18 protein-coding genes, 2 tRNA genes, 3 rRNA genes and 1 pseudogene are annotated in these 25,813 nt (G+C 47.0%); 15 read left to right on the forward strand and 9 right to left on the reverse strand.

The window, feature by feature from the left end; all coding sequences use genetic code 11:
* Positions 1–7 precede the first annotated feature (7 nt).
* Positions 8–2,836, reverse strand: coding sequence for a SusC/RagA family TonB-linked outer membrane protein (locus ACES2C_RS10410; protein ID WP_374166871.1), 2,829 nt, complete (start codon positions 2,834–2,836; stop codon positions 8–10).
* A gap of 403 nt (positions 2,837–3,239) precedes the next feature.
* Entirely contained in the window at positions 3,240–3,410 is a 171-nt protein-coding gene (locus tag ACES2C_RS10415) for a hypothetical protein (protein WP_374166872.1), read from the reverse strand.
* A gap of 2,144 nt (positions 3,411–5,554) precedes the next feature.
* On the opposite strand from ACES2C_RS10415, the gene ACES2C_RS10420 reads away from it, so the two are divergent.
* From ACES2C_RS10420 to ACES2C_RS10445, 6 genes are all read left to right on the forward strand, one after another.
* Positions 5,555–7,076, forward strand: a 16S ribosomal RNA gene (locus ACES2C_RS10420).
* A gap of 249 nt (positions 7,077–7,325) precedes the next feature.
* Positions 7,326–7,400 (forward strand) — tRNA-Ile (locus ACES2C_RS10425).
* Positions 7,401–7,488: 88 nt separating this feature from the next.
* Positions 7,489–7,562, forward strand: a tRNA-Ala gene (locus ACES2C_RS10430).
* A 249-nt stretch (positions 7,563–7,811) separates the two neighbouring features.
* Positions 7,812–10,683, forward strand: a 23S ribosomal RNA gene (locus tag ACES2C_RS10435).
* A gap of 188 nt (positions 10,684–10,871) precedes the next feature.
* A 5S ribosomal RNA gene (gene rrf, locus ACES2C_RS10440) occupies positions 10,872–10,983 on the forward strand.
* The 16S, 23S and 5S rRNA genes sit together here with 2 tRNA genes alongside, the layout of an rRNA operon.
* A 144-nt stretch (positions 10,984–11,127) precedes the next feature.
* Positions 11,128–12,111 carry an acyl-ACP desaturase gene (locus ACES2C_RS10445; protein ID WP_374166873.1) on the forward strand — a complete coding sequence of 328 codons (984 nt, stop codon included), beginning with the start codon at positions 11,128–11,130 and terminating at the stop codon, positions 12,109–12,111.
* A gap of 7 nt (positions 12,112–12,118) precedes the next feature.
* Here the strand turns inward: ACES2C_RS10445 and ACES2C_RS10450 are convergent, their stop codons facing one another.
* The 7 genes and pseudogenes from ACES2C_RS10450 to ACES2C_RS10480 form a co-directional block, all read right to left on the reverse strand.
* On the reverse strand, positions 12,119–12,322 hold the full coding sequence (locus ACES2C_RS10450; RefSeq protein WP_374166874.1) for a hypothetical protein: 204 nt from the start codon (positions 12,320–12,322) through the stop codon (positions 12,119–12,121).
* A 21-nt stretch (positions 12,323–12,343) separates the two neighbouring features.
* A complete protein-coding gene (locus ACES2C_RS10455) occupies positions 12,344–12,544 on the reverse strand; it encodes a hypothetical protein (RefSeq protein WP_374166875.1) in 201 nt (66 codons plus the stop codon).
* Between the two features lie 370 nt (positions 12,545–12,914).
* Positions 12,915–14,114 (reverse strand): aspartate aminotransferase family protein, encoded by a 1,200-nt coding sequence (locus tag ACES2C_RS10460; RefSeq protein WP_374166876.1) that lies wholly within the window; start codon positions 14,112–14,114, stop codon positions 12,915–12,917.
* 64 nt (positions 14,115–14,178) lie between these two features.
* Positions 14,179–14,592, reverse strand: coding sequence for a hypothetical protein (locus ACES2C_RS10465; protein WP_374166877.1), 414 nt, complete (start codon positions 14,590–14,592; stop codon positions 14,179–14,181).
* A gap of 7 nt (positions 14,593–14,599) precedes the next feature.
* Positions 14,600–15,223, reverse strand: coding sequence for a hypothetical protein (locus ACES2C_RS10470; protein ID WP_374166878.1), 624 nt, complete (start codon positions 15,221–15,223; stop codon positions 14,600–14,602).
* Positions 15,224–15,254: 31 nt separating this feature from the next.
* Positions 15,255–15,805, reverse strand: a pseudogene (locus ACES2C_RS10475) (RNA polymerase sigma factor).
* An 85-nt stretch (positions 15,806–15,890) separates the two neighbouring features.
* Positions 15,891–16,715, reverse strand: a complete 825-nt coding sequence (locus ACES2C_RS10480; protein ID WP_374166879.1) for an alpha/beta hydrolase family protein — start codon at positions 16,713–16,715, stop codon at positions 15,891–15,893.
* Between the two features lie 214 nt (positions 16,716–16,929).
* Here ACES2C_RS10480 and hemA point away from each other — a divergent pair, with 214 nt between their 5' ends.
* Genes hemA through hemJ form a run of 9 tightly spaced genes read left to right on the forward strand, consistent with a single transcriptional unit; the run spans position 16,930 to position 25,812 of the window.
* Positions 16,930–18,156, forward strand: coding sequence for a glutamyl-tRNA reductase (hemA, locus tag ACES2C_RS10485; protein WP_374166880.1), 1,227 nt, complete (start codon positions 16,930–16,932; stop codon positions 18,154–18,156).
* Positions 18,157–18,216: 60 nt separating this feature from the next.
* A complete protein-coding gene (hemC, locus tag ACES2C_RS10490) occupies positions 18,217–19,797 on the forward strand; it encodes a hydroxymethylbilane synthase (protein ID WP_374166881.1) in 1,581 nt (526 codons plus the stop codon).
* A gap of 41 nt (positions 19,798–19,838) precedes the next feature.
* The gene (gene hemB / locus ACES2C_RS10495; RefSeq protein WP_374166882.1) at positions 19,839–20,810 is read left to right on the forward strand and encodes a porphobilinogen synthase; all 972 of its coding nucleotides are present in this window, start codon (positions 19,839–19,841) and stop codon (positions 20,808–20,810) included.
* A 27-nt stretch (positions 20,811–20,837) separates the two neighbouring features.
* Positions 20,838–22,139, forward strand: coding sequence for a glutamate-1-semialdehyde 2,1-aminomutase (hemL, locus tag ACES2C_RS10500; protein ID WP_374166883.1), 1,302 nt, complete (start codon positions 20,838–20,840; stop codon positions 22,137–22,139).
* Between the two features lie 2 nt (positions 22,140–22,141).
* The gene (locus ACES2C_RS10505) at positions 22,142–23,017 is read left to right on the forward strand and encodes a sensor histidine kinase (protein WP_374166884.1); all 876 of its coding nucleotides are present in this window, start codon (positions 22,142–22,144) and stop codon (positions 23,015–23,017) included.
* Positions 23,007–23,711 (forward strand): response regulator transcription factor, encoded by a 705-nt coding sequence (locus ACES2C_RS10510; RefSeq protein WP_374166885.1) that lies wholly within the window; start codon positions 23,007–23,009, stop codon positions 23,709–23,711. Before ACES2C_RS10505 ends, ACES2C_RS10510 begins: the two co-directional genes overlap by 11 nt.
* A 3-nt stretch (positions 23,712–23,714) precedes the next feature.
* Positions 23,715–24,233, forward strand: coding sequence for a tetratricopeptide repeat protein (locus tag ACES2C_RS10515; protein WP_374166886.1), 519 nt, complete (start codon positions 23,715–23,717; stop codon positions 24,231–24,233).
* Positions 24,230–25,267, forward strand: coding sequence for a uroporphyrinogen decarboxylase (hemE, locus tag ACES2C_RS10520; RefSeq protein ID WP_374166887.1), 1,038 nt, complete (start codon positions 24,230–24,232; stop codon positions 25,265–25,267). Before ACES2C_RS10515 ends, hemE begins: the two co-directional genes overlap by 4 nt.
* A 5-nt stretch (positions 25,268–25,272) precedes the next feature.
* A complete protein-coding gene (gene hemJ / locus ACES2C_RS10525) occupies positions 25,273–25,812 on the forward strand; it encodes a protoporphyrinogen oxidase HemJ (RefSeq protein WP_374163075.1) in 540 nt (179 codons plus the stop codon).
* Position 25,813 lies beyond the last annotated feature (1 nt).

Here is a 25,813-nt window from a genome sequence, read left to right on the forward strand (position 1 = left end):
GATAAGGTTACAATTGAACGTTTACACCAAGGTTAAATATCTTCTGTATAGGATAGGCGCCGGTGTAGCCTTCCGGATCTGCATCACCAAAAACCTTCGAACTGATCGTATAGAGATTCAATCCGCTGGCGTAGATCCTGACCGATCTGACACTTCCTTTTACATGGACCGGCAGCTTATACCCAAGTTCTACTGTCTTCAGGCGAAGATAATTTCCGGACCTCGCCCAGAAACTCGATGTGAGCCAATTGTTAACAGAGCCGTCCCGCGGCCCCGTACCGGTAGTGAGCCGCGGATAGCTTGCAGTTGCAGCAGCCGATGGCGTCCATCTGTTAAGGTGATTATCAAAAGCCTGCCCGCTGCCATTATTCTGGAACTCCCAATAACTGTTTCCCGATAAATTAATGTAGCGGTTCAGCTTTCCCTGCAAAAGCGCGGAAAAGTCAAAGTTGCCTAATGTAAATCCAATAGTCGATCCGATCAGGACAGTAGGCTTCTGTGCCCCGATGGCGGTTTGATCATACTGATTTATGATCCCGTCGTCATTCAGGTCCTTATATTTGATATCCCCTGGCTGCGGCCTGTATCCTTCAATCGTTGCGTGTCCTGCAATCTCCGCTTCCGATTGAAACAATCCCTCCGCAACATATCCAAACTGCTGGCCGACCCTCCGCCCGGTGCGCTTCATCCAGTCGTACTTCTGAAAAGCCTCCGCATTGTAAAGTAGCTTCGAGTCCTGGAAGCTGGCGTTCAACGAAATAAAATAGCCGAAACGCTGCTTTTTCTCTTGCCATGTCAGTTCGCCTTCCCATCCATTATAGCGTTCTTTTCCAATATTTTCATTTGGATAATCGATACCAAGGAGCCCGTTATTAGTCCCTCTGACAATGCTGAGGTCGCTGTAATCGTTTGAGTAATATTCGGCATTAAAGCTCATTCTGCTGTTAAACAGAGAGCCTTGCAAACCCACATTTAACTTCTTCGCTTTCTCCCAGGTAATATCCGGATTGGCAAGGTATGCTTCTTCAGCAGTTGTGACCGTGCCCGCACTTGATCCGAAGATGCCTCCCGGCGAAGTGCTGAAAATCTGCTGATAGGTGTAATAAGCTCCATTGTCATGTCCGGTCTTACCGTATGAACCATAAAGCTTTAAGTGATTCACCCAGCCAAGCCGCTTCATAAAAGCCTCCTCGCTGATATTCCAGCCGAGCCCGGCTGCAGGAAAAAAGCCATATTTAAAGCCGCCATCATCGGGATAGCGATTGGCCCCGTTATAAGCAAAGGAAACCTCAAGAAGGTATTTCCTTTTCAGGTTGTAGGAGGCATGACCGGCCAGTCCCTGAATAGTGTATGGAAGATTGGAACCATTAATTAAGTTGTCCCTGCTTGCCAGTAAAACCGCATCTAGGCCCTGCTGGCTAAATTCATGTGAGTATCCCAAAGAGAGCTCCTCGAAATCTGATCGGTTCTGAAAGCTGATACCATTACTGTTTGCCTGAGCACCATTCGATGAGTATTGCAGGTATTTCGTGGCGCCTGTGGAAGTTGTTCCGGTTCTTTCAAATACAGCGAAGCTCTTATCTCTGTTGAGATTTTCCCGGAGGCTACTAAAGAACGATGCCCTTGCTTTCACCCACATGCCTGGTAATATTTCATCCAGTGTACGCTTCAGATAAAAGTCGGATAAAACTGTACGCGTATTACCCTGAGAATAGCCCGAGCTGATGTTCTGAGCCAAAATGTTGTTCTGAAACCTTGCGATCCCCCCGTACGTGCCATTTTCGTTATATACCGGGTATGCGCTCCTCGGTGTAGTCGTGAGTGAAGAAAACAGGTTTGCAGTTCCACTTTTTCCAGGTTCGTTTGTATTCAGGATCCTTCCCTGGATATAAATACCGGCACTTAGATTATCCGTCAGATTCAGATCAATATTCGATCTTGCAAAATAGCCACGTGCGTTTGCATTGGTGCTGTAGTTGTTATTATCGCTCGTTTTCAGTAAGCCATCCTGCCTGACGTGTTCCAAATTCACGAAATAGCGGACAAACTTGTTCCCTCCGTTAGTATTTACATTATAGCGCGCAAACACGGAGGAGTTTTTTAATACCAGACTCTTCCAGTCCACATTAGGATACGAATAAGGATCGGAACCTGTCTGGTATCCATCGAGAGCCGCCTGACTAAACCCGTAGTTGTCTACAGCAAGCCCATCGTTCTTAAGAGCTTCGTTGTAAAGCAAGGCATACTGATACGAATCAAGAGGGCGTGAGATCAGGTTTTCCAGTGGTTTCTGAAGGCCGGTCTGTACGTTAACATTAATCTGTTGTTTGCCGGTCAGGCCCTTTTTCGTTATCACTGATAGAGCCCCGCCGGATCCTCTGACGCCAAGCATAGCGGTGGCAACCGCATCCTTGAGCACGGTAACCGATTCGATTTCCTCCATTCCAATCTCTGTCACTGACCGCGGAATGCCATCAATCAGAATGAGAGGATCCTGATTCCTCAGAGTTAAAGACCACCCTTCATTCAAAGGCTGTCCATTCCCCTGTATTACATTCAGACCGGTAAGACGGCCGGCCAAAGCCAGGGGATATGAAAATACCGGAGTTCTGGCAATTTCAGCACCAGTAACAACAGCACTTGATGCCGTAGACAACCTGCGGGGTGTCTGGAAGAAAATAAATTGTTTTAGTTCTTTTAAAGAGTCTTCTATTGAAGAGTCCTGAGCTGCCGGCCAAACCTTGATTGACGCCAGCGGGGGAACACTTCGACTATAGACTGCAGATACGAACAGAATGCAGTAAAGGATTACAAAAGGTTTGATAAAACGCACCATCGACTTATAATTTACATATGGTTATTAAAGGGTTAGCAGTGATCTGTTCACTGAAGGTCAGGTCAGCTCAACCTGAAAGATTTATTGGCGGGGTACTTGTCTAGGAGTAAATAGGGGTCATATATCAGGTTTTAGCTATTGGTTAAAGATTTAATGACCGAAGATATTGACGTTATTACCGCCTTTCAATGTTTGGGATATTAATTTTTCATGAAACCATTCCCAAAGTTTGGGAGCGGTTTCATGAAAACATGAAGAGATCCTTCTATTTTACAGTCTCTCCACAATCAAGCTGCCCTGGGTGCCAATGACACAGTTTATTTTACACTCCCATTTGACACACTTGTTTGAATAGTCCTCCAAGCCTCAGGAGATCAGCGAAGCTTGTTACATTGCGATTGCTTCATTGGTTCTTCGAGCTGTCGCGCCCGGCTTCCCGTCCGTTTGTCGTCTCCTGGTGTTGGGTTGCCCTCAATTCCCATCCGTCTACTGCCTGCTTGCCGTCGGTTTGCCGTCCGTTTACCGCCAGCCTGCTGTTAGTTTGCCGCCTGTCTGCCGTCGGTTGAACGTCCATTTATCGCTCGGAGTGCGTCCTTTTACTATCCGGGAGTATGCACTTGCCGTCGGTTTGCAGTCCGTTTACCGCCAGCCTGCTGTTAGTTTGCCGCCCGGTTGTCGTGACCGTCCATTTATCGCCCCTTCGCCGCCGGTTCGCCGTCCCGTTACCACCGGGCTGCTGTTAGTTTGCCGCCTGTCTGTCGTCGGTTGACCGTCCATTTATCGCCCCTTTGCCGTCGGTTGACCGTCGGTTTGCCGTCCGTTTATCGTCGCTTTGCCGTCGGTTTACCGTCAGTTCTTCGTTCCTGCTTCGCTTCTGCTTCGTTCCTGGTTCGCTTCTGCTTTTACGTTTTTTCGTCTCCTGGCCGTCGTTTTTCGTGCGCCGCTTCGTCTCGGGGCTTACTGGAAGTAAGAAAACAGACGGAAAACGGGCGAGCAAGGTGCCTGGCAGGTAATAACCTGGAGTTTCCCGGAAGCAGAAGGGAAAGGAGGGAGGAGCATAAATTTGACGCCAACTGTGCAATTCAGAGCCATTTGGTAACGCAATTCGTACACAGGAGCATGGGGCCCTACTTTCGAAACATTAGATAGAGCCGATACTTGCTGAGGTGCGGGTGTAGAGAAATTAAGCAGGTTTTGATTTTTAAATTTAAAAGGGATGAGACGTCTTACAAATGCAGACATGTGCCGTGAGGGCAATAAGAAGTTTACCGGCTGTGCAAAGCTCCCCCGATTATCGGGAGGGTCATCTACAAACGCACGACAAGCGGATATTCGAAAGCTGGCTTCTGATCTCGCACGACCGGCTGAATTCTCCAGCGACCTTGGCGAAAGTTCCTGCGCGGCAGCGTTCGGCTCTGCTCTGGTTGGTCACAACTGCGTATGTTGCAGATGCGTTAGGGACACACTGGAGACAGGCTTGTATACGGTTTGCCCCATTAGCTGAATAGAAGAGGCTCAGAAGCGATATGACACCGGGTCAGCACCGGTACGAGTCGGTGCTGACTCGGTGGTGACTCGGTCCTGACTCGGTTCTGAGTCGGTTCTGTCCCTTGGAGCGGGCGCAGGAGTCTCGCCTGTGTCTGCCATGATGGCAGCCAGGGACAGGGCAGTATTAAGGCATTATGGACAGTCACTTACACAGGCGGTCGTGGCAAGGCTTCCAGCGGCTAAATTTGGTTGGTAAGCAAACAGATCGTTTCTGTGGACGTATGGCTTGAATACAACTTCTTCAGGAAACGCGTACGGGTTTGATTCGTCTTCCTGGGCGAAAAAGGCAGGACTGTCAAGGCGTAATGATTCGGGCGACGTAATTGTGCCAGCATTCAGAGCCGACCGGCATTGGTCCTGCTTTATTATCCGGGTAAAAATGCGTTGAAGTATAGAGTATTCTGATCAGGGCAGGCGGTAGATGCAGAAAAGAAAGATTTTTCTTGCCTGATATTGAAAAAGTGTGCATCTTTGCAGTCCCCAAACGGGAAAGAGGGTGCAAGACCATCTGAAGGTGAAAGTAGAGAAGAGGTGATTTTAGGCGTTTACACGCATAAAAAGAGAGAAAAGGGAAGCGAGAAATAATTTTAAAATACTTCTTGCAGAAACGAAAAAAGATTCTCACCTTTGCAGTCCCAAAACGACGGACTTCGGTTCGAAGAAAAAGGAGGATAAGCGCAAGGCTTAGGAGGATGAAAATCGGGAAAGAAAGAAGCAGAAGAAAATAAAAAATACTTCTTGCAGAAATCAAAAAAGATGTTCATCTTTGCCCTCCCCAAACGAGGGGTTTTCCGAGAGGGAAACAGGGAATAAGCGCAAGGCTTAAGAGATTGAAAACGAGAAGAGAAAGCGAAAAGAAAATTAAAAAAAACTTCTTGCAGAATTCGAAAAAGATTCTCACCTTTGCAATCCCAAAACGAAGCAAACGGCGCGACGCCGGGAGCGAAACTGAAAAGATTCAAAATACGGAAGGCTGGAAAGCCGGAAGGATTTAGATAAAAGCCGAACTGAGAGAGGGAGGCGCAAAAGTTCTTAAAAAGAAATGTCATGTAGCATAACAGGTAGGAATATCTGTTATAAACAAAAACAAGTTATCCTAAGTCAATTCATCGAATAGCATTAATAAAAACGATTCTATTTGAGAAAATAGAGTCAGAGACAAACTTCATTACAATGGAGAGTTTGATCCTGGCTCAGGATGAACGCTAGCGGCAGGCCTAATACATGCAAGTCGAACGAGATTCAGGACTTCGGTTCTGATGACAGTGGCGCACGGGTGCGTAACGCGTATGCAATCTACCTTACTCAGGGGGATAGCCCGGAGAAATCCGGATTAACACCGCATAACATCATGATATGGCATCATATTATGATCAAATATTTATAGGAGTAAGATGAGCATGCGTGACATTAGCTAGTTGGTAAGGTAATGGCTTACCAAGGCGACGATGTCTAGGGGATCTGAGAGGATGACCCCCCACACTGGTACTGAGACACGGACCAGACTCCTACGGGAGGCAGCAGTAAGGAATATTGGTCAATGGGCGCAAGCCTGAACCAGCCATGCCGCGTGCAGGAAGACGGCCCTATGGGTTGTAAACTGCTTTTGTACCGGAATAAACCCTCTTTCGTGAAAGAGGCTGAATGTACGGTAAGAATAAGGATCGGCTAACTCCGTGCCAGCAGCCGCGGTAATACGGAGGATCCAAGCGTTATCCGGATTTATTGGGTTTAAAGGGTGCGTAGGCGGTCTGTTAAGTCAGGGGTGAAAGACGGTAGCTCAACTATCGCAGTGCCTTTGATACTGATGGACTTGAATAAACCTGAGGTAGGCGGAATGTGACAAGTAGCGGTGAAATGCATAGATATGTCACAGAACACCAATTGCGAAGGCAGCTTACTAAAGTTTAATTGACGCTGAGGCACGAAAGCGTGGGGATCAAACAGGATTAGATACCCTGGTAGTCCACGCCCTAAACGATGAACACTCGATGTTGGCGATACACGGTCAGCGTCTAAGCGAAAGCGTTAAGTGTTCCACCTGGGGAGTACGCCCGCAAGGGTGAAACTCAAAGGAATTGACGGGGGCCCGCACAAGCGGAGGAGCATGTGGTTTAATTCGATGATACGCGAGGAACCTTACCCGGGCTTGAAAGTTACTGAATGACTCAGAGATGAGTCAGTCCTTCGGGACAGGAAACTAGGTGCTGCATGGCTGTCGTCAGCTCGTGCCGTGAGGTGTTGGGTTAAGTCCCGCAACGAGCGCAACCCCTGTGAATAGTTGCCAGCAAGTAAAGTTGGGGACTCTATTCAGACTGCCTGTGCAAACAGAGAGGAAGGCGGGGACGACGTCAAGTCATCATGGCCCTTACGTCCGGGGCTACACACGTGCTACAATGGGTGATACAGAGGGCAGCTACATAGTAATATGATGCCAATCTCAAAAAGTCATTCACAGTTCGGATTGAGGTCTGCAACTCGACCTCATGAAGTTGGATTCGCTAGTAATCGCGTATCAGCAATGACGCGGTGAATACGTTCCCGGGCCTTGTACACACCGCCCGTCAAGCCATGGAAGCTGGGGGTACCTGAAGTATGTAACCGCAAGGAGCGTCCTAGGGTAAAACCGGTAACTGGGGCTAAGTCGTAACAAGGTAGCCGTACCGGAAGGTGTGGCTGGAATACCTCCTTTCTAGAGTGGTGAATTGAGCCTGTTATGCTACGGATATTCTTTTAATAGTTATTAGCAGTTAGCTGTTAGCTATTAGAGAGAAGAAAAGACATTTCAAAAAAACAAAAGAGAAAAAGCACTTAGCAAAAAGCAAGAGGGAAGGCGAAAGCCAACACCCAGCTGCTAATAACTAAAAGCTTAAAAAAACCCGAAAGAGGAAAGCCAGAATCGGTGGCAATAGCCAGAAGGGCTGGCGTGATTGGAAGAAACAGTCCCGTAGCTCAGCTTGGTTAGAGCACTACACTGATAATGTAGGGGTCAGCAGTTCAAATCTGCTCGGGACTACAGGCGAGGGAGTAATAAGTGGTAAGTAATAAGTAGTAAGAGAATCTTACAACGTACAACTTAAGACTTAGAACTCGAAAACTCAAACGGGGAATTAGCTCAGCTGGCTAGAGCACCTGCCTTGCACGCAGGGGGTCAACGGTTCGAATCCGTTATTCTCCACAGTGAAAGTGGTAAGTAATAAGTGGTAAGAGATAAGTCAAACGACTTACAACCTACAACTTAGAACTTACAACTCTCAAACGTTCTTTGACATATTGGAAGAAGTAATTGAAGAAACAACAACAGAAGAGTTGTAGAAAAGTGATAAGTAAAAAGTGATAAGTAATAAGCCGCAAGGCAGAAAACTTAGAACTTAGAACTTACAACTCAATAAAAGGCATTATCATATGAGCAAAAGCATATGATAAGAAGAAAGTAAGAAAGGGCACACGGGGGATGCCTTGGCTCTCAGAGGCGAAGAAGGACGTGATAAGCTGCGATAAGCTGCGGGGATTAGCAAATATGAATTGATCCGCAGATTTCCGAATGGGGAAACCTAATCAGTTGAAGACTGATTGCAATAGCGCGAACGTGCTGAACTGAAACATCTAAGTAAGCATAGGAAGAGAAAATAATAATGATTTCCTGAGTAGTGGCGAGCGAAAGGGAAAGAGCCCAAACCAGTTATGTTACGGCATACCTGGGGTTGTAGGACCACAACATGAATAGTAAAGCTAAGAAGAACGGGATGGGAAGCCCGGCCAGAGAGCATGATAGCTGCGTATTTGTAAACAATACTATTCTAGTGGTATCCTGAGTACCGCGAGGTTGGAGACGCCTTGTGGGAATCTGCCGGCACCATCCGGTAAGGCTAAATACTCCTGAGAGACCGATAGTGAACCAGTACCGTGAGGGAAAGGTGAAAAGAACCCCGAACAGGGGAGTGAAATAGAACCTGAAACCGTGTGCTTACAAGCGGTCGGAGCACAGTAATGTGTGACGGCGTGCCTTTTGCATAATGAGCCTACGAGTTACTCTTCTCTGGCAAGGTTAAGTGATTAAGTCACGCAGCCGAAGCGAAAGCGAGTCTGAATAGGGCGTATAGTCAGAGGAGGTAGACGCGAAACCTTGTGATCTACCCTTGAGCAGGTTGAAGGTGCCGTAACAGGTACTGGAGGACCGAACCGATAAGCGTTGAAAAGCTTCCGGATGACTTGAGGGTAGGGGTGAAAGGCCAATCAAACTGGGAAATAGCTCGTACTCCCCGAAATGTTTTTAGGAACAGCGTGGTGGTAAAGTTTAATAGAGGTAGAGCTACTAATTGGGTGCGGGGGAGTCAAATCCTACCAAATCCAGATAAACTCCGAATGCTATTAAATATACACTGCAGTGAGGCGCGGGGTGCTAAGGTCACGCGCCGAGAGGGAAAGAACCCAGACCATCAGCTAAGGTCCCTAAATTACCGCTAAGTTGAACTAACGAGGTCCGATTGCACAGACAGCTAGGATGTTGGCTTGGAAGCAGCCATTCATTTAAAGAGTGCGTAACAGCTCACTAGTCGAGCGATCGGGCATGGATAATAAACGGGCATCAAGTGGTATACCGAAGCTATGGATACAGCAATGTATGGTAGGGGAGCATTCCAATATCAGCGAAGCAGTCTCGTAAGGGATTGTGGAGAGATTGGAAAAGCAAATGTAGGCATAAGTAACGATAAGGCAGGAGAGAAACCTGCCCACCGAAAGACTAAGGTTTCCTGATCAACGCTAATCGGATCAGGGTTAGTCGGGGCCTAAGGAGACGCCGGGTGGCTAATCCGATGGACAACTGGTTAATATTCCAGTACTTTTTATAACTGCGATGTGGAGACGGAGTAGTGACACTGCCGCGAACTGACGGAATAGTTCGTTAAAAGGTGTAGGTATATCACGGGTAGGCAAATCCGCCTGTGGTGCTGAGGCCCAATAGTACAGCAAACCTTCGGGGGCGCTGATAGAGCAGGTAAGCAGACTTCCAAGAAAATCCGCTAAGCTTCAGGTTATAAAAACCCGTACCGTAAACCGACACAGGTAGTCGAGGAGAGAATCCTAAGGTGCTCGAGTGAATCATGGCTAAGGAACTCGGCAAAATGGCCCTGTAACTTCGGGAGAAGGGGCGCTGTCAGCAATGGCAGCCGCAGTGAAAAGGCCCAGGCGACTGTTTAACAAAAACACATGGCTTTGCAAAATCGAAAGATGAGGTATAAGGCCTGACACCTGCCCGGTGCCGGAAGGTTAAGAGGGGATGTCATCCGCAAGGAGAAGCATTGAATCGAAGCCCCGGTAAACGGCGGCCGTAACTATAACGGTCCTAAGGTAGCGAAATTCCTTGTCGGGTAAGTTCCGACCTGCACGAATGGTGTAACGATCTGGGCGCTGTCTCAGCCATGAGCTCGGTGAAATTGTGGTATCGGTGAAGACGCCGGTTACCCGCAACGGGACGGAAAGACCCCATGCACCTTCACTACAACTTAACATTGATATTGGGTACAGGATGTGTAGGATAGGCGGGAGGCAGTGAAGCAGGCGCGCCAGCGCTTGTGGAGCCAACCTTGAAATACCGCCCTTTCTGTACTCGGTGTCTAACTCGTCTGAGTATGAGGACATTGTTTGGTGGGTAGTTTGACTGGGGTGGTCGCCTCCAAAAAGGTAACGGAGGCTTTCAAAGGTAAGCTCAGTACGCTTGGTAACCGTACGGGGAGTGCAATAGCATAAGCTTGCTTGACTGTGAGACAGACAAGTCGATCAGGGTCGAAAGACGGATATAGTGATCCGGTGGTTCTGCATGGAAGGGCCATCGCTCAAAGGATAAAAGGTACGCTGGGGATAACAGGCTGATCTCCCCCAAGAGCTCATATCGACGGGGAGGTTTGGCACCTCGATGTCGGCTCGTCACATCCTGGGGCTGGAGAAGGTCCCAAGGGTTCGGCTGTTCGCCGATTAAAGTGGCACGCGAGCTGGGTTCAGAACGTCGCGAGACAGTTCGGTCCCTATCTGTTGTGGGCGTAGGAAGTTTGAGTGGGGCTGTCCTTAGTACGAGAGGACCGGGATGGACAAACCTCTGGTGAATCTGTTATGGCGCCAGCTGTACTGCAGAGTAGCTAAGTTTGGAATAGATAAGCGCTGAAAGCATCTAAGTGCGAAACTAGCCACGAGATGAGACTTCCATATAGGGTCGTGAGAGACTATCACGTTGATAGGCTACAGGTGTAAAGGTGGTGACATCAAAGCCAAGTAGTACTAATTACCCGAAGCTTTCAAAGCAGACATTCTGTTGGTAATCTCTTCAAGTACTTCTTCTGATTATGTTAATTTGAGTAATAAGTAGTAAGTGATAAGTAATAAGACTTACTATTGATATAGTCAAAAAAGAAATTGGAGTCATAAGCGGCGAAAAGGGAGTAAGAATACTTACTACTTACAACGTACCACTTACAACTCATAAAGATCTTCAGGTGCCTATATCGGCGGTGTCCACCTCTTCCCATTCCGAACAGAGAAGTTAAGCCCGCCAGAGCCAATGGTACTGCGGTAACACGTGGGAGAGTAGGTCGGTGCCACCCTTTACAAAGCCCGTTAGTTTATTCTGACGGGCTTTTTTCGTTATCCCCCAAAATAAACATCACTAAACATTTACCGTTCTCAATTGTTTATCATGTAGGTTCAAACATCTATTATTCATATCTTAGCAGGCTAAATTATCTGGAATGACTAACAGCTTCGGAGCACGCAGGGAAGTAATGCAGCATATCGAAAAGTATATGCTTGAGCACATGGATACTTATCTAAAGCCAATAGATACAAATTGGCAACCTTCGGATTTCCTTCCTGATGCAAGTCAGGATGACTTTTTTCAGGAAGTCAGGGAATTGCAGGAAAGCGCCAAAGGACTGTCTTATGATTTGATAGCGGTATTAATAGGCGATACCATAACGGAGGAGGCATTGCCTACGTATGAGTCCTGGCTGACGATGGTAGAAGGTGTTTCAAAAGAGGAAGAAGGAGGCTGGATGAAGTGGGTTCGTCAATGGACCGCGGAGGAGAACCGTCATGGTGATCTGCTCAATAAGTACCTTTATTTATCCGGAAGGGTGAACATGCGGCAACTCGAAATCTCTACACAATACCTGCTTGCTGATGGGTTTGACATCGGGACCGATCGTGATCCTTATCGCAATTTTATTTATACAAGCTTCCAGGAAATGGCCACGAATATCTCGCACCGGAGGGTCGCTTCTCTTGCCAAGAAGGATGGGGACACGCTGCTGTCGAAGATGTGCGGGGTGATAGCCAGTGATGAGGCTCGCCACGCAAAAGCGTATAAAGACTTTATTGCGCAGATTATAAAAGTAGACCCGAACGAAGTTCTCACTGCCTTTGAGGACATGATGAAGAAGAAGATTGTAATGCCCGCTCATCTTTTGCGGGAAGCCGGAAAGAAGGTGGGCGAGACCTTTACACATTTTGCCGACGCAGCACAGCGCCTTGGTGTTTATACTGCCGTCGACTATGTGGATATTTTGAAGCAGCTGCTGGCTGATTGGGACGTCGGGGGACTGAAAAGCCTCAACGATGCCGGGGAGAAGGCCAGAGACTACCTGATGAGGTTGCCCGACAGGCTCCTCAGGGTTGCAGAGCGAATGAAGAATCCGGAGCTGAGTTATCAGTTCAGCTGGATTCAAGGAATGTAGAAGGCTTTTAGTCTTCTACAGAATTTTCGGCGTCCTGGGTATCATCCTGTTGACCAGCAGGAGACCGCTCGTTTTGTTTCTTCCCTGATTCTGCTGTTTCATCAGTGGTGCCTCCATAGGAAACTTTACCTTCGCTTGAACGCGGATCGCCTGTCATCGGAGAATCGCCTGATTTTTTCTTCGTTTCTTCGTTCTGATTGTTCGTTTCCATAGTTCCCTTGGTTGCTAATCATTAATGCTCTGCTCCGGAGTCTTTTATATATTCATCAGTTTGCTCTTTTGCTGCACTCCACTCCGGGTTATTTCCGCTTTCTACCGGAGAAGGGTTGATACCGTTTCCGTTGGCATTATTGGTAACCAGGTTCTCGACTTCATTTCCTTCCGGTGCCTGGGAAGACTCTTTTTCAACAATGCGTCCTTTCTTGTTTTCCATATGTGGTATGATGTTGAGTCATATTGTTCTGAAGCAGAACCAGCCGCCTCTCCATTTCATCCCCGCTTTGATACCCGGGTTATGAACTTTTTTCTGATAGATGCAGAGCCTGAAAATACAACGGCATCTTGTTCAATTTGTTCTGGAAAAAGTGGAGCAGCCACTTCTTTCCCTACAAGAGCAGAGGGATATGACGTTTTCGGGAAACGTACTGTTAGTCAAAGCGTAAAGTGCTCTTTAAGAGGAGTAAGATCAGTTCGTCATCTTTAGAGGATTTACCCCGCTATTTCATGCCGGTACAGCGAGATGCGGAGTGCACCTCTTTTACTCATTCCTCTTTCATCCTATCTAATGGTGCAGCAGATGTTCTCTACGGCTTGTTGTAAGGAACGGCCGACAGCACCCCGCAAATTATGCTGCAGGCTTTTTTGATTTCGTCTTCCGTTACAATGAGGGGAGGCGCGATGCGGATAGCGGTGTCGCAATGGAGGAACCAGTCGACAATTACGCCCTGTTCCACGCAGCGTCTGCTTACCTCTTCCACTTGCTGGAAGGAGTCTAGCTGAATGCATAGCATGAGTCCCTTTCCACGGACTTCCCGGATCGCAGGGTGCTTAAGCCCTTGTCTTAATAGGGCTTCTTTTCGATCAACGTCCTCAACCAGCCGCTCTTTTATTATCGTGTCAAGCGTGGCAAGTCCGGCTGCACAGCTAACGGGATGGCCCCCAAAGGTGGTAATGTGCCCCAGGATTGGATTGTCCTTCAGGCAGTCCATAATTTCGCGTGAAGAAATAAAAGCTCCCACCGGCATGCCGCCGCCTATGCCTTTGGCCAAGAGCAGGATGTCGGGCTGCATCCCATAAAGTTCAAAAGCGAATAACTTGCCTGTGCGTCCAAAGCCTGTCTGGATCTCATCGAGAATGATAAGTGTTCCAGTCTCATTACACCTCTGCCTCAGTGCCTGCATGTATGAAGGGTCAGGAACCCGAACTCCTGCTTCTCCCTGAATGCTCTCCAGGATAACACATGCCGTCTCTGCATCAATTTGCTCAAGATCAGCAGGATCGTTGAAGTTGATAAAATGTACGTCGGGAAGAAGCGGTCGGTACGCCTGCTTATAATATTCATTTCCCATCACGCTGAGGGCACCATGTGTACTCCCGTGATAGGCATTATTGCACGACAAGATCTTGCTCCTGCCGGTAAAGCGCTTTGCAAGTTTGATGGCGCCTTCTGTCGCTTCGGCTCCTGAGTTAACGAAATAGACAGAATCAAGGCCATCAGGAAGTACTGAGACCAGCTTTTCCGCGAATAAGACTTGTGGAGATTGGACGTACTCCCCATACACTGCTACATGCATATAACGCTCTGCCTGATCTTTGACAGCCTGCACCACGGCGGGGTGACAATGACCTATATTACTGACAGCAAAACCCGAAACAAAGTCCATATAGGCTTTGCCATCGGGGCCGTACAAGTAAATCCCTTTTGCTTTATCAACTTCAAGCAAGCGGGGAGTGGCAGACGTTTGTGCGTTATTAAGAAGGAATAATTGCCGGAGGCTTATCATGCGTCAAAAATACGAAAGCCTCCATAAATACATGGAGGCCGCGTATAAAAACTAAAACTAAAAACTATCGGCCGCGTCCCCGTTCCCGCAGCTGGTTTATGAGGCGCTCCCTGAATTCCCGCTCCACAGGGTAGAGCATGTCAGCTTTTTGAGGCGGCAGCACTTCCTGGAACTCTTTCTTGTAACGCTTTTTGATATCAAGCATCCTGCTTTCAAATTTAAGTTCATCCGGAGGCGTCCCTGTTTCTCTTTGCTGGAGACGAGCCTGCCGCCTTTCCCTGAATAAAGTGTTCAGTTCACGCTGGTAATTGTTGTAAACGGGCCAGAACTTTTCGGCCTCCTCTGAAGAAAGGTCAAGTTTCTGGGTGATAAATTCTATCTTGAGCGCTTCAATATGCCTCGGTCCGTGCTGCCCTTTAGCCGGGCTGGCAAACGAAACGGATATATATATCAGTCCAAAAAGTAATAACTTGTTCATAGCGTATCTATAATGTAGTAGAATCCAAATACTGTTTGATCTCCTGATCCGTCAGGTCTGGATTATAATCTGCCGCTGTTGTGTTTCTGTCCATGTTCTCCATAATGAGGGGAACGTCTCCGCTGTCGGAATGTACCTGAAGGTAATAGACGATATCCTCTTCGGGCAATGATGCAAACTTGGAGTCAACGGACTCTCTTGTTATGTTCAGGAAAAGCGGGATGCCAATAACAAGCACTGCGCATGCTGCTGCAGCATACTGGAACCAGGCTGGCCTCAGGCGGCGGATTACGGTGTGCGTTTTACTTTCGCTTGTTTTCGATCGGATCTTTGCTTCCAGCTTCTCAAAGTAAAGAGGGGGTACGGTGAAAGGCATCGTTCCGCTTTCTTCTTTAATTGAATCGAGTTTTACCGCCGATAAGATCTGTTCCTCAAGTGATTCAAAGTAGCCATCAGGCACTTTTAGGCCCGCGTCGTTGCTTTTTAATTGTTCGAGCCCGGCTCTGCTTCTGATATTTTCCGAAAGCTCGTTAAAGTAATTATCGGGAACAGTAAACGGGCTCTCCTTTCTCATCGAAGCAAGAACCGGTGCTTCCTCCTGCCAATCGCCGTTTCTATTGTTCAATTCCATATAAATACTGATTCATTTACCCCTGTAAGGTTTAATCTCTGCTGGTTAAATAACTCTCAATCTTTTTTACCGCGAGGTGGAAGGAAGCTTTCAGCCCCCCACACTTGTTCCCAATATCTCGGAAATCTCCTCGTATTTTAACTCTTCGAAATATTTCATGTTGAAGACCAGTCGTTGCTTTTCCGGCAACGTCAGAATAGCTTGCTGCAGTTTCAACTGAGCTTGATTTCCGTTGAAATAAACTGAATCCTGAAGTGATTCTGAGAGATCATACCCTACTTCATCGAGCGAAACATTATTCTGATGCTTTTTCCGGTTTAAGAATGTAAGGCATTCGTTGGTCGCGATTCTGTAAAGCCAGGTGTAAAGCTGAGAATGGTTCCTGAATCCCTGCAGGTTCTTCCACACCTTCACAAATACGTCCTGAACTAAATCATCGGCATCATCGTGGTTAATGACCATTCTCCTGATGTGCCAGTATATCTTTTGTTGGTATTTCCTTAAAAGCAGATTAAAAGCCTCTTCCCGCGACTGGTCGCTCGCAAATTTAGCTAATATTTCAGAGTCCTCGATTTGCTCCATACAATAATGTCCCGCTTTTCGGTCAGGTATCAGAGGTAAGACTGTAAAAGGCCCAAAAGGTTTAAGGCCCTTTATCTGCGGTTTGTCATTGAAGGAAAGCTGCCGTTGCCTCGCACACCTGCCTGAGCTGGACCGGAAGCTCATCTTCAGCCCAGGGGTGCCGCCCTCCGAAGACATGATCTGCGCCGGTGACAAGTAAGAGCTTAGAGGTCTCTTGCTGCCGGTTCAATTCGTGTGCCTGCTCAGCCGGCACTACCGCATCCGCCTCTCCATGAATAATAAGCCAGGGCTTGTCAATCATTCTTGCAGCGTTCAAAACGTCCAGTCGCTCTGAATTCTGGTTAAGGTCGTTTAGAAGGCCAATGTCTACAGGCATCTGCTGGCCGGTCCTCGAATTCTCTACGTACATCACACCATTTCTTCTCCAGGCTTCTTCCTGTTCATTGCTCCACAGGCTTCTGAAGTTGCCTACTGACGCCCAGGTTACCAACTTGTCTATCCTTTTGTCCTCCGCCGTTTGTATGATGCTAATTCCTCCGCCCAGACTGTGCCCTATGAGAAAGAGTTTCTCGGGAGCAGGAAACTCTTTGCCGCTCATTGCAAAGGTGATAACCTGGTCGAGATCAAAGAGCTCTTTGGAGAACGTATTTGCGCTGAATGAATTTAGGTCGTCAAAAACGTCATTGCTTTTACTGCTTAGGCCCGCATGAGAGAAGTTAAACTTTAAGAAACGGAAGCCGAGCCCGGCGAAGAATGAGGCGGTAAGATGATGTGTGCCCCAATCTTTAAATCCTTTAAATCCGTGAACAAATACGATGAGGGGTGCATTTGAAGCTGCCTCCGCAGTAAACACGTCGCCATTAATTACTTTGTCAGAAGCGCCCTTTATGCTGAAGTGTGAAATTGTCATCTGGCTTTTTCAGTTGATCAAAAATAACAATTTTAAAAACTATAAGTTTTACAGGTACACGGTTGCCAGGCTGGGTTCAGCAGGAACTGAGGGCAGAACCGGAGATCAATTATTTATAAATAATCTAAATACCTCTGTTTGACAAAGGAATGACAGCGGTCTAGGTGGCTATTAATACCTTTGTATTCGTTTATTTATAAAAGATATTCAGGCGTTGAAACAGTTAAAAGTTTTAGCATTTACGCATCAGCAGATTGATTTAAAGGATTTAGGGAAGTTTGTAATCTGCAACCAGACGTTGTCTGTCAGATTGAATTCCGTGAGGGAGAAATTTGACATACCTGAGATCTTTTATATTGGTACGTGCAACCGGGTTGAGTTTGTTTTTTGTGCATCTCTTGATCTGACCCCTGCTTTTGTAAAAGATTTTATCCAGACTCTCGATTTTTGTATTCCTGCAGATAAGTTAGACGACTTTGTGGATAAAGTCAGGATTTTTGAAGATGAGGAAGCATTTAATCACCTGCTGCGTGTGTCATGTTCACTGGAAAGCCTGGTGGTAGGGGAAAAGGAGATTCTGGCGCAGGTTCGGAAGGGTTACGAAACGTGCCGGCAAGCCGGTTTTACTGGTGACTATCTGCGGCTGATCATGTCGCATATCGTAAAGACAGCCAAGGAAGTTTACACCGAGACCAAGATTTCTAAGAACCCCGTTTCCGTCGTTTCACTGGCATACAGAAAGCTTCGCGACCTGAACATGTGCTCTAATTCGCGGATACTCATTATCGGAGCGGGCGAAACGAATAAGAACATTTCAAAATACCTTCAAAAACATAAGTATTCAAATTTTGCCGTCTTTAATCGCACCCTTTCTAAAGCCGAGGCACTGGCAAAAGAGCTAAACGGCGAAGCTTTCGTTATTGAAGAGTTAAAGAACTACAAAAAGGGATTCGATGTGATCATCACCTGCACAAGCGCAGTAGAGCCTGTCATTACCAATCCGATTTACGAGTCGCTTTTGAATGGAGAAACTGGTAAAAAAGTAATTGTTGATTTAGCCATCCCTAACGATACCGACCCTGAAGTTTTAGAAAAGAACCCTGTACACTTTATCGAAGTAAGGAGCCTGCAGGAAATTGCGAACGAGAATATGCGGGAGAGGTATCAGGAACTGGTTCACGCTGAGCACATCATAGAACAGAACATCAATGAGTTTAGACCTGTGTTGAAGCAGCGCCGAATTGAACTGGCAATGCGGGAAGTTCCTATGAAGATTAAGGAAATCAGGAATATAGCCGTTAACTCTGTTTTTGCCGAAGATATTGAGCGACTCGACAGTGACTCCCGGGAGGTGCTGGAAAGGATCATTAACTATATGGAAAAGAAGTACATCAGCGTTCCTATGGTAATGGCAAAAGAAATTCTGGTAAACAACAGTTAGCCTGTTTTACTACGGCAGTGATGATAAGTCGTTATTTTTGCCAAAAGGTTAAAATTTATTGTGGATAGAAAAGTCATTATAGGTACAAGAGGCAGCGAACTCGCACTTTGGCAAGCCAACTTCGTAAAAGATAAATTAGCAGAGATCGGGATAGAGGCCGAACTCAAAATCATAAAAACTCAGGGCGATAAAATACTAAACTTGCGTCTCGACAAGCTTGAGGGCAAGGGTTTTTTCACCAAGGAACTGGAAGAAAGCCTTCTTAACCAAACAATCGATATCGCCGTTCATTCTCACAAAGATCTTCCCACTCAAAATCCGCCAGGCCTTGTTATTGCTGCTGTATCCGAGCGTGAGGACCCCGGAGAACTTTTGTTGATCTTAAAGGATTGTGTGGATGTAAAGCAGAAGCTGTCGGTGAAATTTGGCGGAATGGTAGGCACGTCGTCTAACCGGCGGAAGGCCCAGCTGCTAGCTGCCAGACCAGATCTGGAAATCGAAAATTTAAGAGGGAACGTTCCTACACGCATTCAGAAATTGCGTGATGAGGATTATGATGCTATTATCCTGGCAAAAGCGGGAGTAGAGCGATTAGGCATCGACCTGAGTGAGTTTTTTGTTGAAGAGCTTGAACCGATGGAGTTTATTCCTGCACCGGCTCAGGGCGTGCTGGCTATTCAGATCAGGGAAGCTGATAATCAATTGTTTGATGCTTTACAGGCACTCCATCATGGCGAAGTAGCAGAAGTCATTTCTGTTGAACGTAAAGTGTTGAATTTGTTTAACGGCGGGTGCCATATGCCCTTGGGCTGCTATTGCCGCAAGGAGGATGGAAAGTTCCAGGTTTGGACTTCAAAAGCCAGCGATGATAATCTTTTCCCCGACCGCCTGTATCTGGAGGCCGAGTCAACCGCAGGTCTTGCTGAACGCATTGTAGCAAAATTCGCAAGTGACCGGAAGTATCCGGCCAAAGTGTTTATAACGAGGGACGTGCCTGAGACGAGCTATTTCAAAAGGGCAATGGCCAAGAACGGCATCGAGGTGGAAGGCCGCTCGCTGATCCGTACGTTTCCTATTATTAACCGCCTTGACCCCTATATCCTCAGAGACATTGACTGGATCTTTTTCAGCAGCAAAAATGCAATAGAGTACTTCTTCAAGCTCGAGCCTCAGATAAGTAAGAGAACCAAGCTTGGCGTATTGGGCAGAGCATCGGAAGAAACGCTAAGGCGTTTTGGAAGGGTGCCCGACTTTAACGGGGAAGAGGAGGGAATAGACACAACTGAAATTGCCAAAGAGTTCGCTGTTATAGCAAGCGGCACAACGGTGTTATTTCCGGGGGCGAAAGGTTCGTTAAGGACGGTGCAGCAAACCTTGTCAGTGCAAACGAAAATAATAGATCTGCCGGTGTATGAGACCGTAGTAGAGGAGAATGTGAAACCCTCGTATGCCGATGTTTTGATATTTACCAGCCCTTCTAATGTGGAGGCTTATTTTGCCGATAACTTACTGGAACCCGGTCAACAGGTAATTTGCATCGGAAGGTCAACCGGCAGAATGTTTGATGAGATGGGGGTGAAGTATACCTTGCCCTATTCTCCTGACGAAATAGGGCTGGCTGAGGCCGTTTTTGGCTTATAAACTTCGTCCCCCTGCTATTCAGAACTTAAAAAACTAATGTTATGTTACAAAGACCGAGAAGAAACCGAAAAAGCGAGGTCATTCGTGAGATGGTTAAGGAAACTTATCTTACCGCATCTAATCTTATTTTGCCCCTTATTATCACGGAGGGCGACAATAAGAAGATAGAGGTGGCCTCTATGCCTGGTGTCTACCGCTTGTCTATTGATAACCTTCTTAGAGAGGTGGAGGAATGTCTGAACCTTGGGTTGAAGGCATTTGACCTGTTTCCGAATATGGACGAGGCATTGAAGGACAAATACGCCACCATCAGCTATCACGAGGAGTGTCTCTACCTGAGAGCTATCCGTGCAATCAAGAACCGTTTCCCAGAAGCCTGCGTTATTACAGACGTAGCAATGGATCCTTATAGCAGCGACGGACACGACGGCATCGTTGAAAATGGTGAGATCCTGAATGACGAAACGCTGGAGGTTTTGGGCAAAATGGCTTTGGCTCATGCTCAGTCGGGAGCGGATATAATAGCTCCTTCCGACATGATGGACGGACGCGTGGGGTACATCAGAAACGTGCTTGACCAAAACGGCTTTACGAATGTATCGATCATGTCGTACTGCGCTAAATATGCAAGCGCGTTTTATGGCCCGTTCCGTGACGCTTTAGATTCAGCTCCCAAATTCGGCGATAAGAAGACCTATCAAATGAACCCCGCCAATCAAAGGGAGGCGCTGATAGAAGCTGCACTGGATGAACAGGAAGGCGCAGATTTCCTGATGGTGAAGCCTGCTCTGAGCTACCTGGATGTTATAAAGCTATTGAAAGACAATTCTGATCTTCCAATAGCAGCGTACAACGTAAGCGGAGAATACGCTATGGTAAAGGCGGCTGCCCAGAACGGCTGGCTGGATGAACGCCGTACTATCACCGAGGTCTTAACAAGTATCAGGAGGGCAGGTGCTTCGGCTATTCTAACCTATCACGCTAAGGAAGTGCTGGCGAACAAGTGGATATAGGCCCTCACAAATTAATTAGTCGAAGTAATGAACGATATATCTCGTGAGCGCTCGGCCAAACTGTTCGAGAAGGCTCAGCAACTTTTCCCCGGCGGCGTAAACTCTCCCGTACGGGCTTTCAAATCAGTTTATGGTACCCCTCTATTTATAGAAAGGGGCGACGGGTGTTACCTGTGGGATGCAGACGGTAATAAGTTTATAGATTACTGCTGCTCATGGGGACCGCTTATCCTGGGCCATAACCATCCGGCTGTGAGACAAAGGGTGGAGGAGACCCTGGTAAAGGGAATGAGCTTTGGTGCGCCAACAGCCCTGGAGAACGAATTGGCTGAGCTGATCCTGAACAATAACAAGAAGATCGAGAAGATCCGCTTTGTAAGTTCAGGTACGGAAGCCGTCATGTCGGCACTAAGGCTGGCCAGAGGCTATACCAAGCGGGATAAGATCATTAAGTTCGACGGTTGTTACCACGGACATTCGGATTCGATGCTTGTCAAGGCCGGTTCGGGTCTGGTGACTTTTGGGGAAACGTCGTCTGCTGGAGTTCCTGCAAGTTTTGCTGACGAGACTATTGTGGTGTCGTTAAATGACAAACTCGCAATAGAGGAAGCCTTCCGGCAGTTTCCCGGGCAGATAGCTGCCATCATTATCGAAGGCGTTCCTGCCAACAACGGGCTGTTGCTGCAAGACAGGGAGTACATTCATTTCCTTAGGAATATTACCGAAGAGAACGGCAGTCTCTTAATCTTTGATGAGGTGATAACGGGATTCAGGCTCGGCTTTGAGGGCGCTGCAGGGTACTACGATGTGAACCCCGATATCATTACTTACGGCAAGATAATCGGAGGGGGAATGCCGGTTGGCGCTTATGGTGCAAGCCGGGAGATCATGAGCAATATTTCTCCAGATGGGCCTGTTTATCAGGCGGGTACTTTGTCCGGAAATCCTGTTGCTATGGCTGCCGGTATCGGTCAGTTGAGTGAACTGCTGGGCCGTGGATTTTATGATCAGCTGAATAGCAAGGCGGCAAAATTCGTAGAAGATATACGGGACTATATCAGCGAAAAGGGATATAAGCTCCGGATTCTCTCCGTCGGTTCTATTTTCTGGTTCGCTTTTGCTGATCATGACATCAAGAAAGCGGAGGAAATTGAACCTTCGAGCATGGAGAGTTTCAAAGCATTCCACCGGGAGCTTTTAAATCGTGGTGTTTATCTCGGGCCTTCGGGCTACGAAGTGGGCTTTATTTCTGCCGCTCATACCCCAGAAGTTCTGGAGAATACAAAAAGCATTATATTTGATAGTCTCGACGCTATACAACCAATATAAACATGCGTAAATCGCTCCTGATTTTTTATGCACTTATACTATATGCCCTGGCCGAATTAGTTTGGTGGGGAATTCTTTTAGTACAGGTGAGACCCGAGCGGACAGGCATGATTCTGGGTGAAGGGGCTGTCTTTATTTTATTGTTCTTCACAGGGGCTTACTTTCTGCAGAAAACTTTGAAAAAGGAAAGAAAACTGCATGAGCAGCAAAAAAACTTCCTTCTTTCGGTGACGCACGAGTTGAAGTCGCCCCTGGCCTCTATTAAACTTTATCTTCAGACTATACTGAAAAGGAACCTCGACAAGGCTCAAACTCATACCTTTCTTAATAATTCGCTGAAAGATATTGAACGGCTGGACGACCTGGTGGAGAACATGCTGATTGCAACCCGTATTGAAAATCACTCCTATTCTTTTCCAAAGGAAAAGTTTAACTTTTCGGAGCTGGTTGAAAAGGTGGCAGAGCGGTTACAGATTCACACCTGCAGCACGCAGATCATTAAGACAGACGTTGAGCCGGAGGTTTTGATCACAGGCGATAAGTTTGCACTTTCGCTCGTAGTTTCAAATCTTATTGAGAACGCAGTGAAGTACTCTCCTCCCTGTGCAGAGGTTAAGGCTCGTTTATATCGGAAAGATGCGGTAATAGTATTCGAAGTAGCGGACAAAGGAATCGGAATTAAGGATGAGGAAAAACTTCGCATATTTGAAAAGTTTTACCGGGTAGGCAGTGAGGACACCAGAAAAACCAAGGGTACGGGCCTGGGGCTTTACATCGTGAAGCAGGTTCTGGACAAGCATCAGGCTCAGATCAAAGTAAAGAATAACCGGCCGACAGGAAGCATTTTTGAAGTAAGCTTTAGCATATATGGCAACTAAACAACGAATTTTATTAGTCGAGGATGAAGAACATCTTCTCGAAGCAATTAAGCTCAACCTTGAGCTTGAGGGATATAAAGTCTCAACCGCAACCGATGGTAAGAAAGCGCTGCGCGTTTTCAAAGAAGAACGTTTTAATCTGATCATCCTGGACGTTATGTTGCCCGAGATTGACGGGTTTCAGGTAGCAGAAACGATCAGGCTTGAGAATACAGAGGTTCCGATCATGTTTCTGACTGCAAAGAATACAAGCGAGGACCGCGTGAACGGGTTGAAGAAAGGTGCCGACGATTATCTGGTGAAGCCGTTCAACCTGGAAGAACTTATCCTGCGGGTTAACAATCTTGTAAAGAGGGGACTGAGCGGGGAGGAAAAGAAGGAGCTGAATACTTATAAAATTGGGGGAAAGACTATTTATTTTAATTCTTTTGAACTGCGGAACGAAGACGGGACGGTCACTCCGTTAACAAAGAAGGAAACGATGTTACTGAAGCTCCTGATTGAACGGAGGAATGAGGCCGTATCCCGCGAGCAGATTCTCGAAACCGTCTGGAATTATGATGTGTATCCATCTACCCGGACTATCGATAACTTTATTCTCACCTTCAGGAAGTACTTTGAGCCTGACCAGAAGAATCCAATATACTTTCATTCCATCCGCGGCGTGGGTTACAAGTTTACGGATAACCAGTAGGACATGATCTCAACCAAAGTACGCTTTGCAGTACTTGCGCTGGCCGTAATTTGTCTTGGTGTTGCACTTTATCTTGCTGCGTATGAGCCTGCCGCGCTGCTTGCACTGGCAATTGCTTTGCTCATCAGAGGCTATTTTAAGGATGGCACCGTCGTACTTGCTGCTAAGGCCTTCCGAAATAAGGACTACGAAAAAGCAGAGAGGCTCCTCAAGGAAATAAAGAACCCCGACTATCTGCGTAAGAACAGGAGGGGATATTATGAATTTATATTGGGGAATGTAGCCCTTCACAAACAAGATTATGAAGAGGCGGAGACCCATTTCCAGATAGCAAGCCGGTTTCCGCTGGGCTCGGAAAATGATAAGGGCATTGTGCTGGTACACCTCGCTAATCTTAATCTGCGGAAGAAGGATTACGTGCGTGTTCGCGCTTATATAGAAAAGGCCAGAGAACTAAAGATCAGCGCGCGGATTGAGGACATAATAGAAAAGATAGAACAAGAAATACAAAAAGGATCGTGAGCAACAACCAAAGAAATTCATTATTTGTAAGAGCAGCTTTTTCGGAAGGGACAGAACGTCCTCCTGTCTGGATGATGCGGCAAGCCGGTCGCTTTATGAAAGAGTACTGGGACATAAAGAACAAATACTCATTCCTGGAGATGTGCAAGACTCCTGAAATTGCCGCCGACGTGACCATGCTGCCAGTTGACCTCCTTGGTATAGATGCCGCAATTCTTTTCTCCGACATTCTCGTAACTGCTGAGGCAATGGGCGGAGACCTTAGTTTTACCCAGGGAGTGGGGCCGCGTTTTGCGAACCCGGTGAGAACGGCGGATGACGTAGAGCGTCTGGAAACAGAAGTATTAGATAAGCTGCAATACGTCGCTGACGCGATACAGGTAATCCAGGAGCGGTTAAACGGCCGTATTCCTCTAATTGGCTTTGCCGGCGCTCCGTTTACAGTGATGAGCTATCTGGTAGAAGGCGGATCTTCTAAAGACTTTAAGCTAACCAAGCTTATGCTCCATAACCAGCCCGAAACCGCGCACCGCCTTCTTGCTAAGATTGCGGATGTTACCACTCAATATCTCAATCTTCAGATACGTGCAGGAGTAAATGCTGTGCAGATTTTCGACAGCTGGGCAGGCGCGCTTTCCTGGGACGACTACAAAGAGTTTTCGCACCGCTACATCGCTCAAATAGTGGCTGGTCTTGAGCGCTCAGACATTCCGGTCATTTCATTCTGTAAGGGAAGTTCTGTTTTTGCACCATTAATGGCTGAGGCTAAGCCTGACGTGATATCTGTAGACTGGAATGCAGACCTGGCTACAATCAAGAGGAGCCTTCCTGAGGGGATCGCCGTGCAGGGGAATCTGGACCCTCATATTTTATATGCGAAAAAACCGGTGATCAGAGAACGAATTCTCCGGCTTTACGAAAGTATGAAACAAGAACCGGGCTTCATCTTTAATCTTGGACACGGGATCATGCCCGATATTCCTTTTGATCATGTTAAGTACGCAGTCGAAGTGATTAAAAATGAACTAAGTTAGTCAGAGTGCTGTATCTATATATTAAATCGATTCATATCATCTTCGTGGTCTGCTGGATGGCCGGCTTATTCTACATTGTCAGGCTGTTTATCTACCACATAGAAGCGAAGGACCGGTCTGTCGAAGAACAAAGGATCCTGTACCCGCAGTTCGAACTGATGGAGAGCCGGCTCTGGAACATCATCACCACCCCTGCCATGGTGCTCTCTGTGCTTGCGGGTCTGCTGATGTTGTATCTTAATCCCTATCTTCTTCACACCAATTGGATGTGGGTTAAAATTGCTTTTGTTATTGGATTGCTTATTTATCATTTCGTCTGTCAGCGGGTGATGCTGCAGCTCAGGAAATCGACCCTTACCTGGACGTCTACTCATTTAAGAGTATGGAATGAGGTAGCGACAATTCTGCTCGTTGCTATTGTCTTTGTGGTGGTATTGAAAAGTGCGCTGAACTGGATATACGGGCTGGTGGGACTATTCGTCTTTATTGCTGTTATTATGGCTGCTGTGAAGATCTATAAATATTACCGGCTGAAGAATAAATAGT

The organism is Arcticibacter sp. MXS-1, assembly GCF_041902385.1.
Classification (GTDB): domain Bacteria; phylum Bacteroidota; class Bacteroidia; order Sphingobacteriales; family Sphingobacteriaceae; genus Arcticibacter.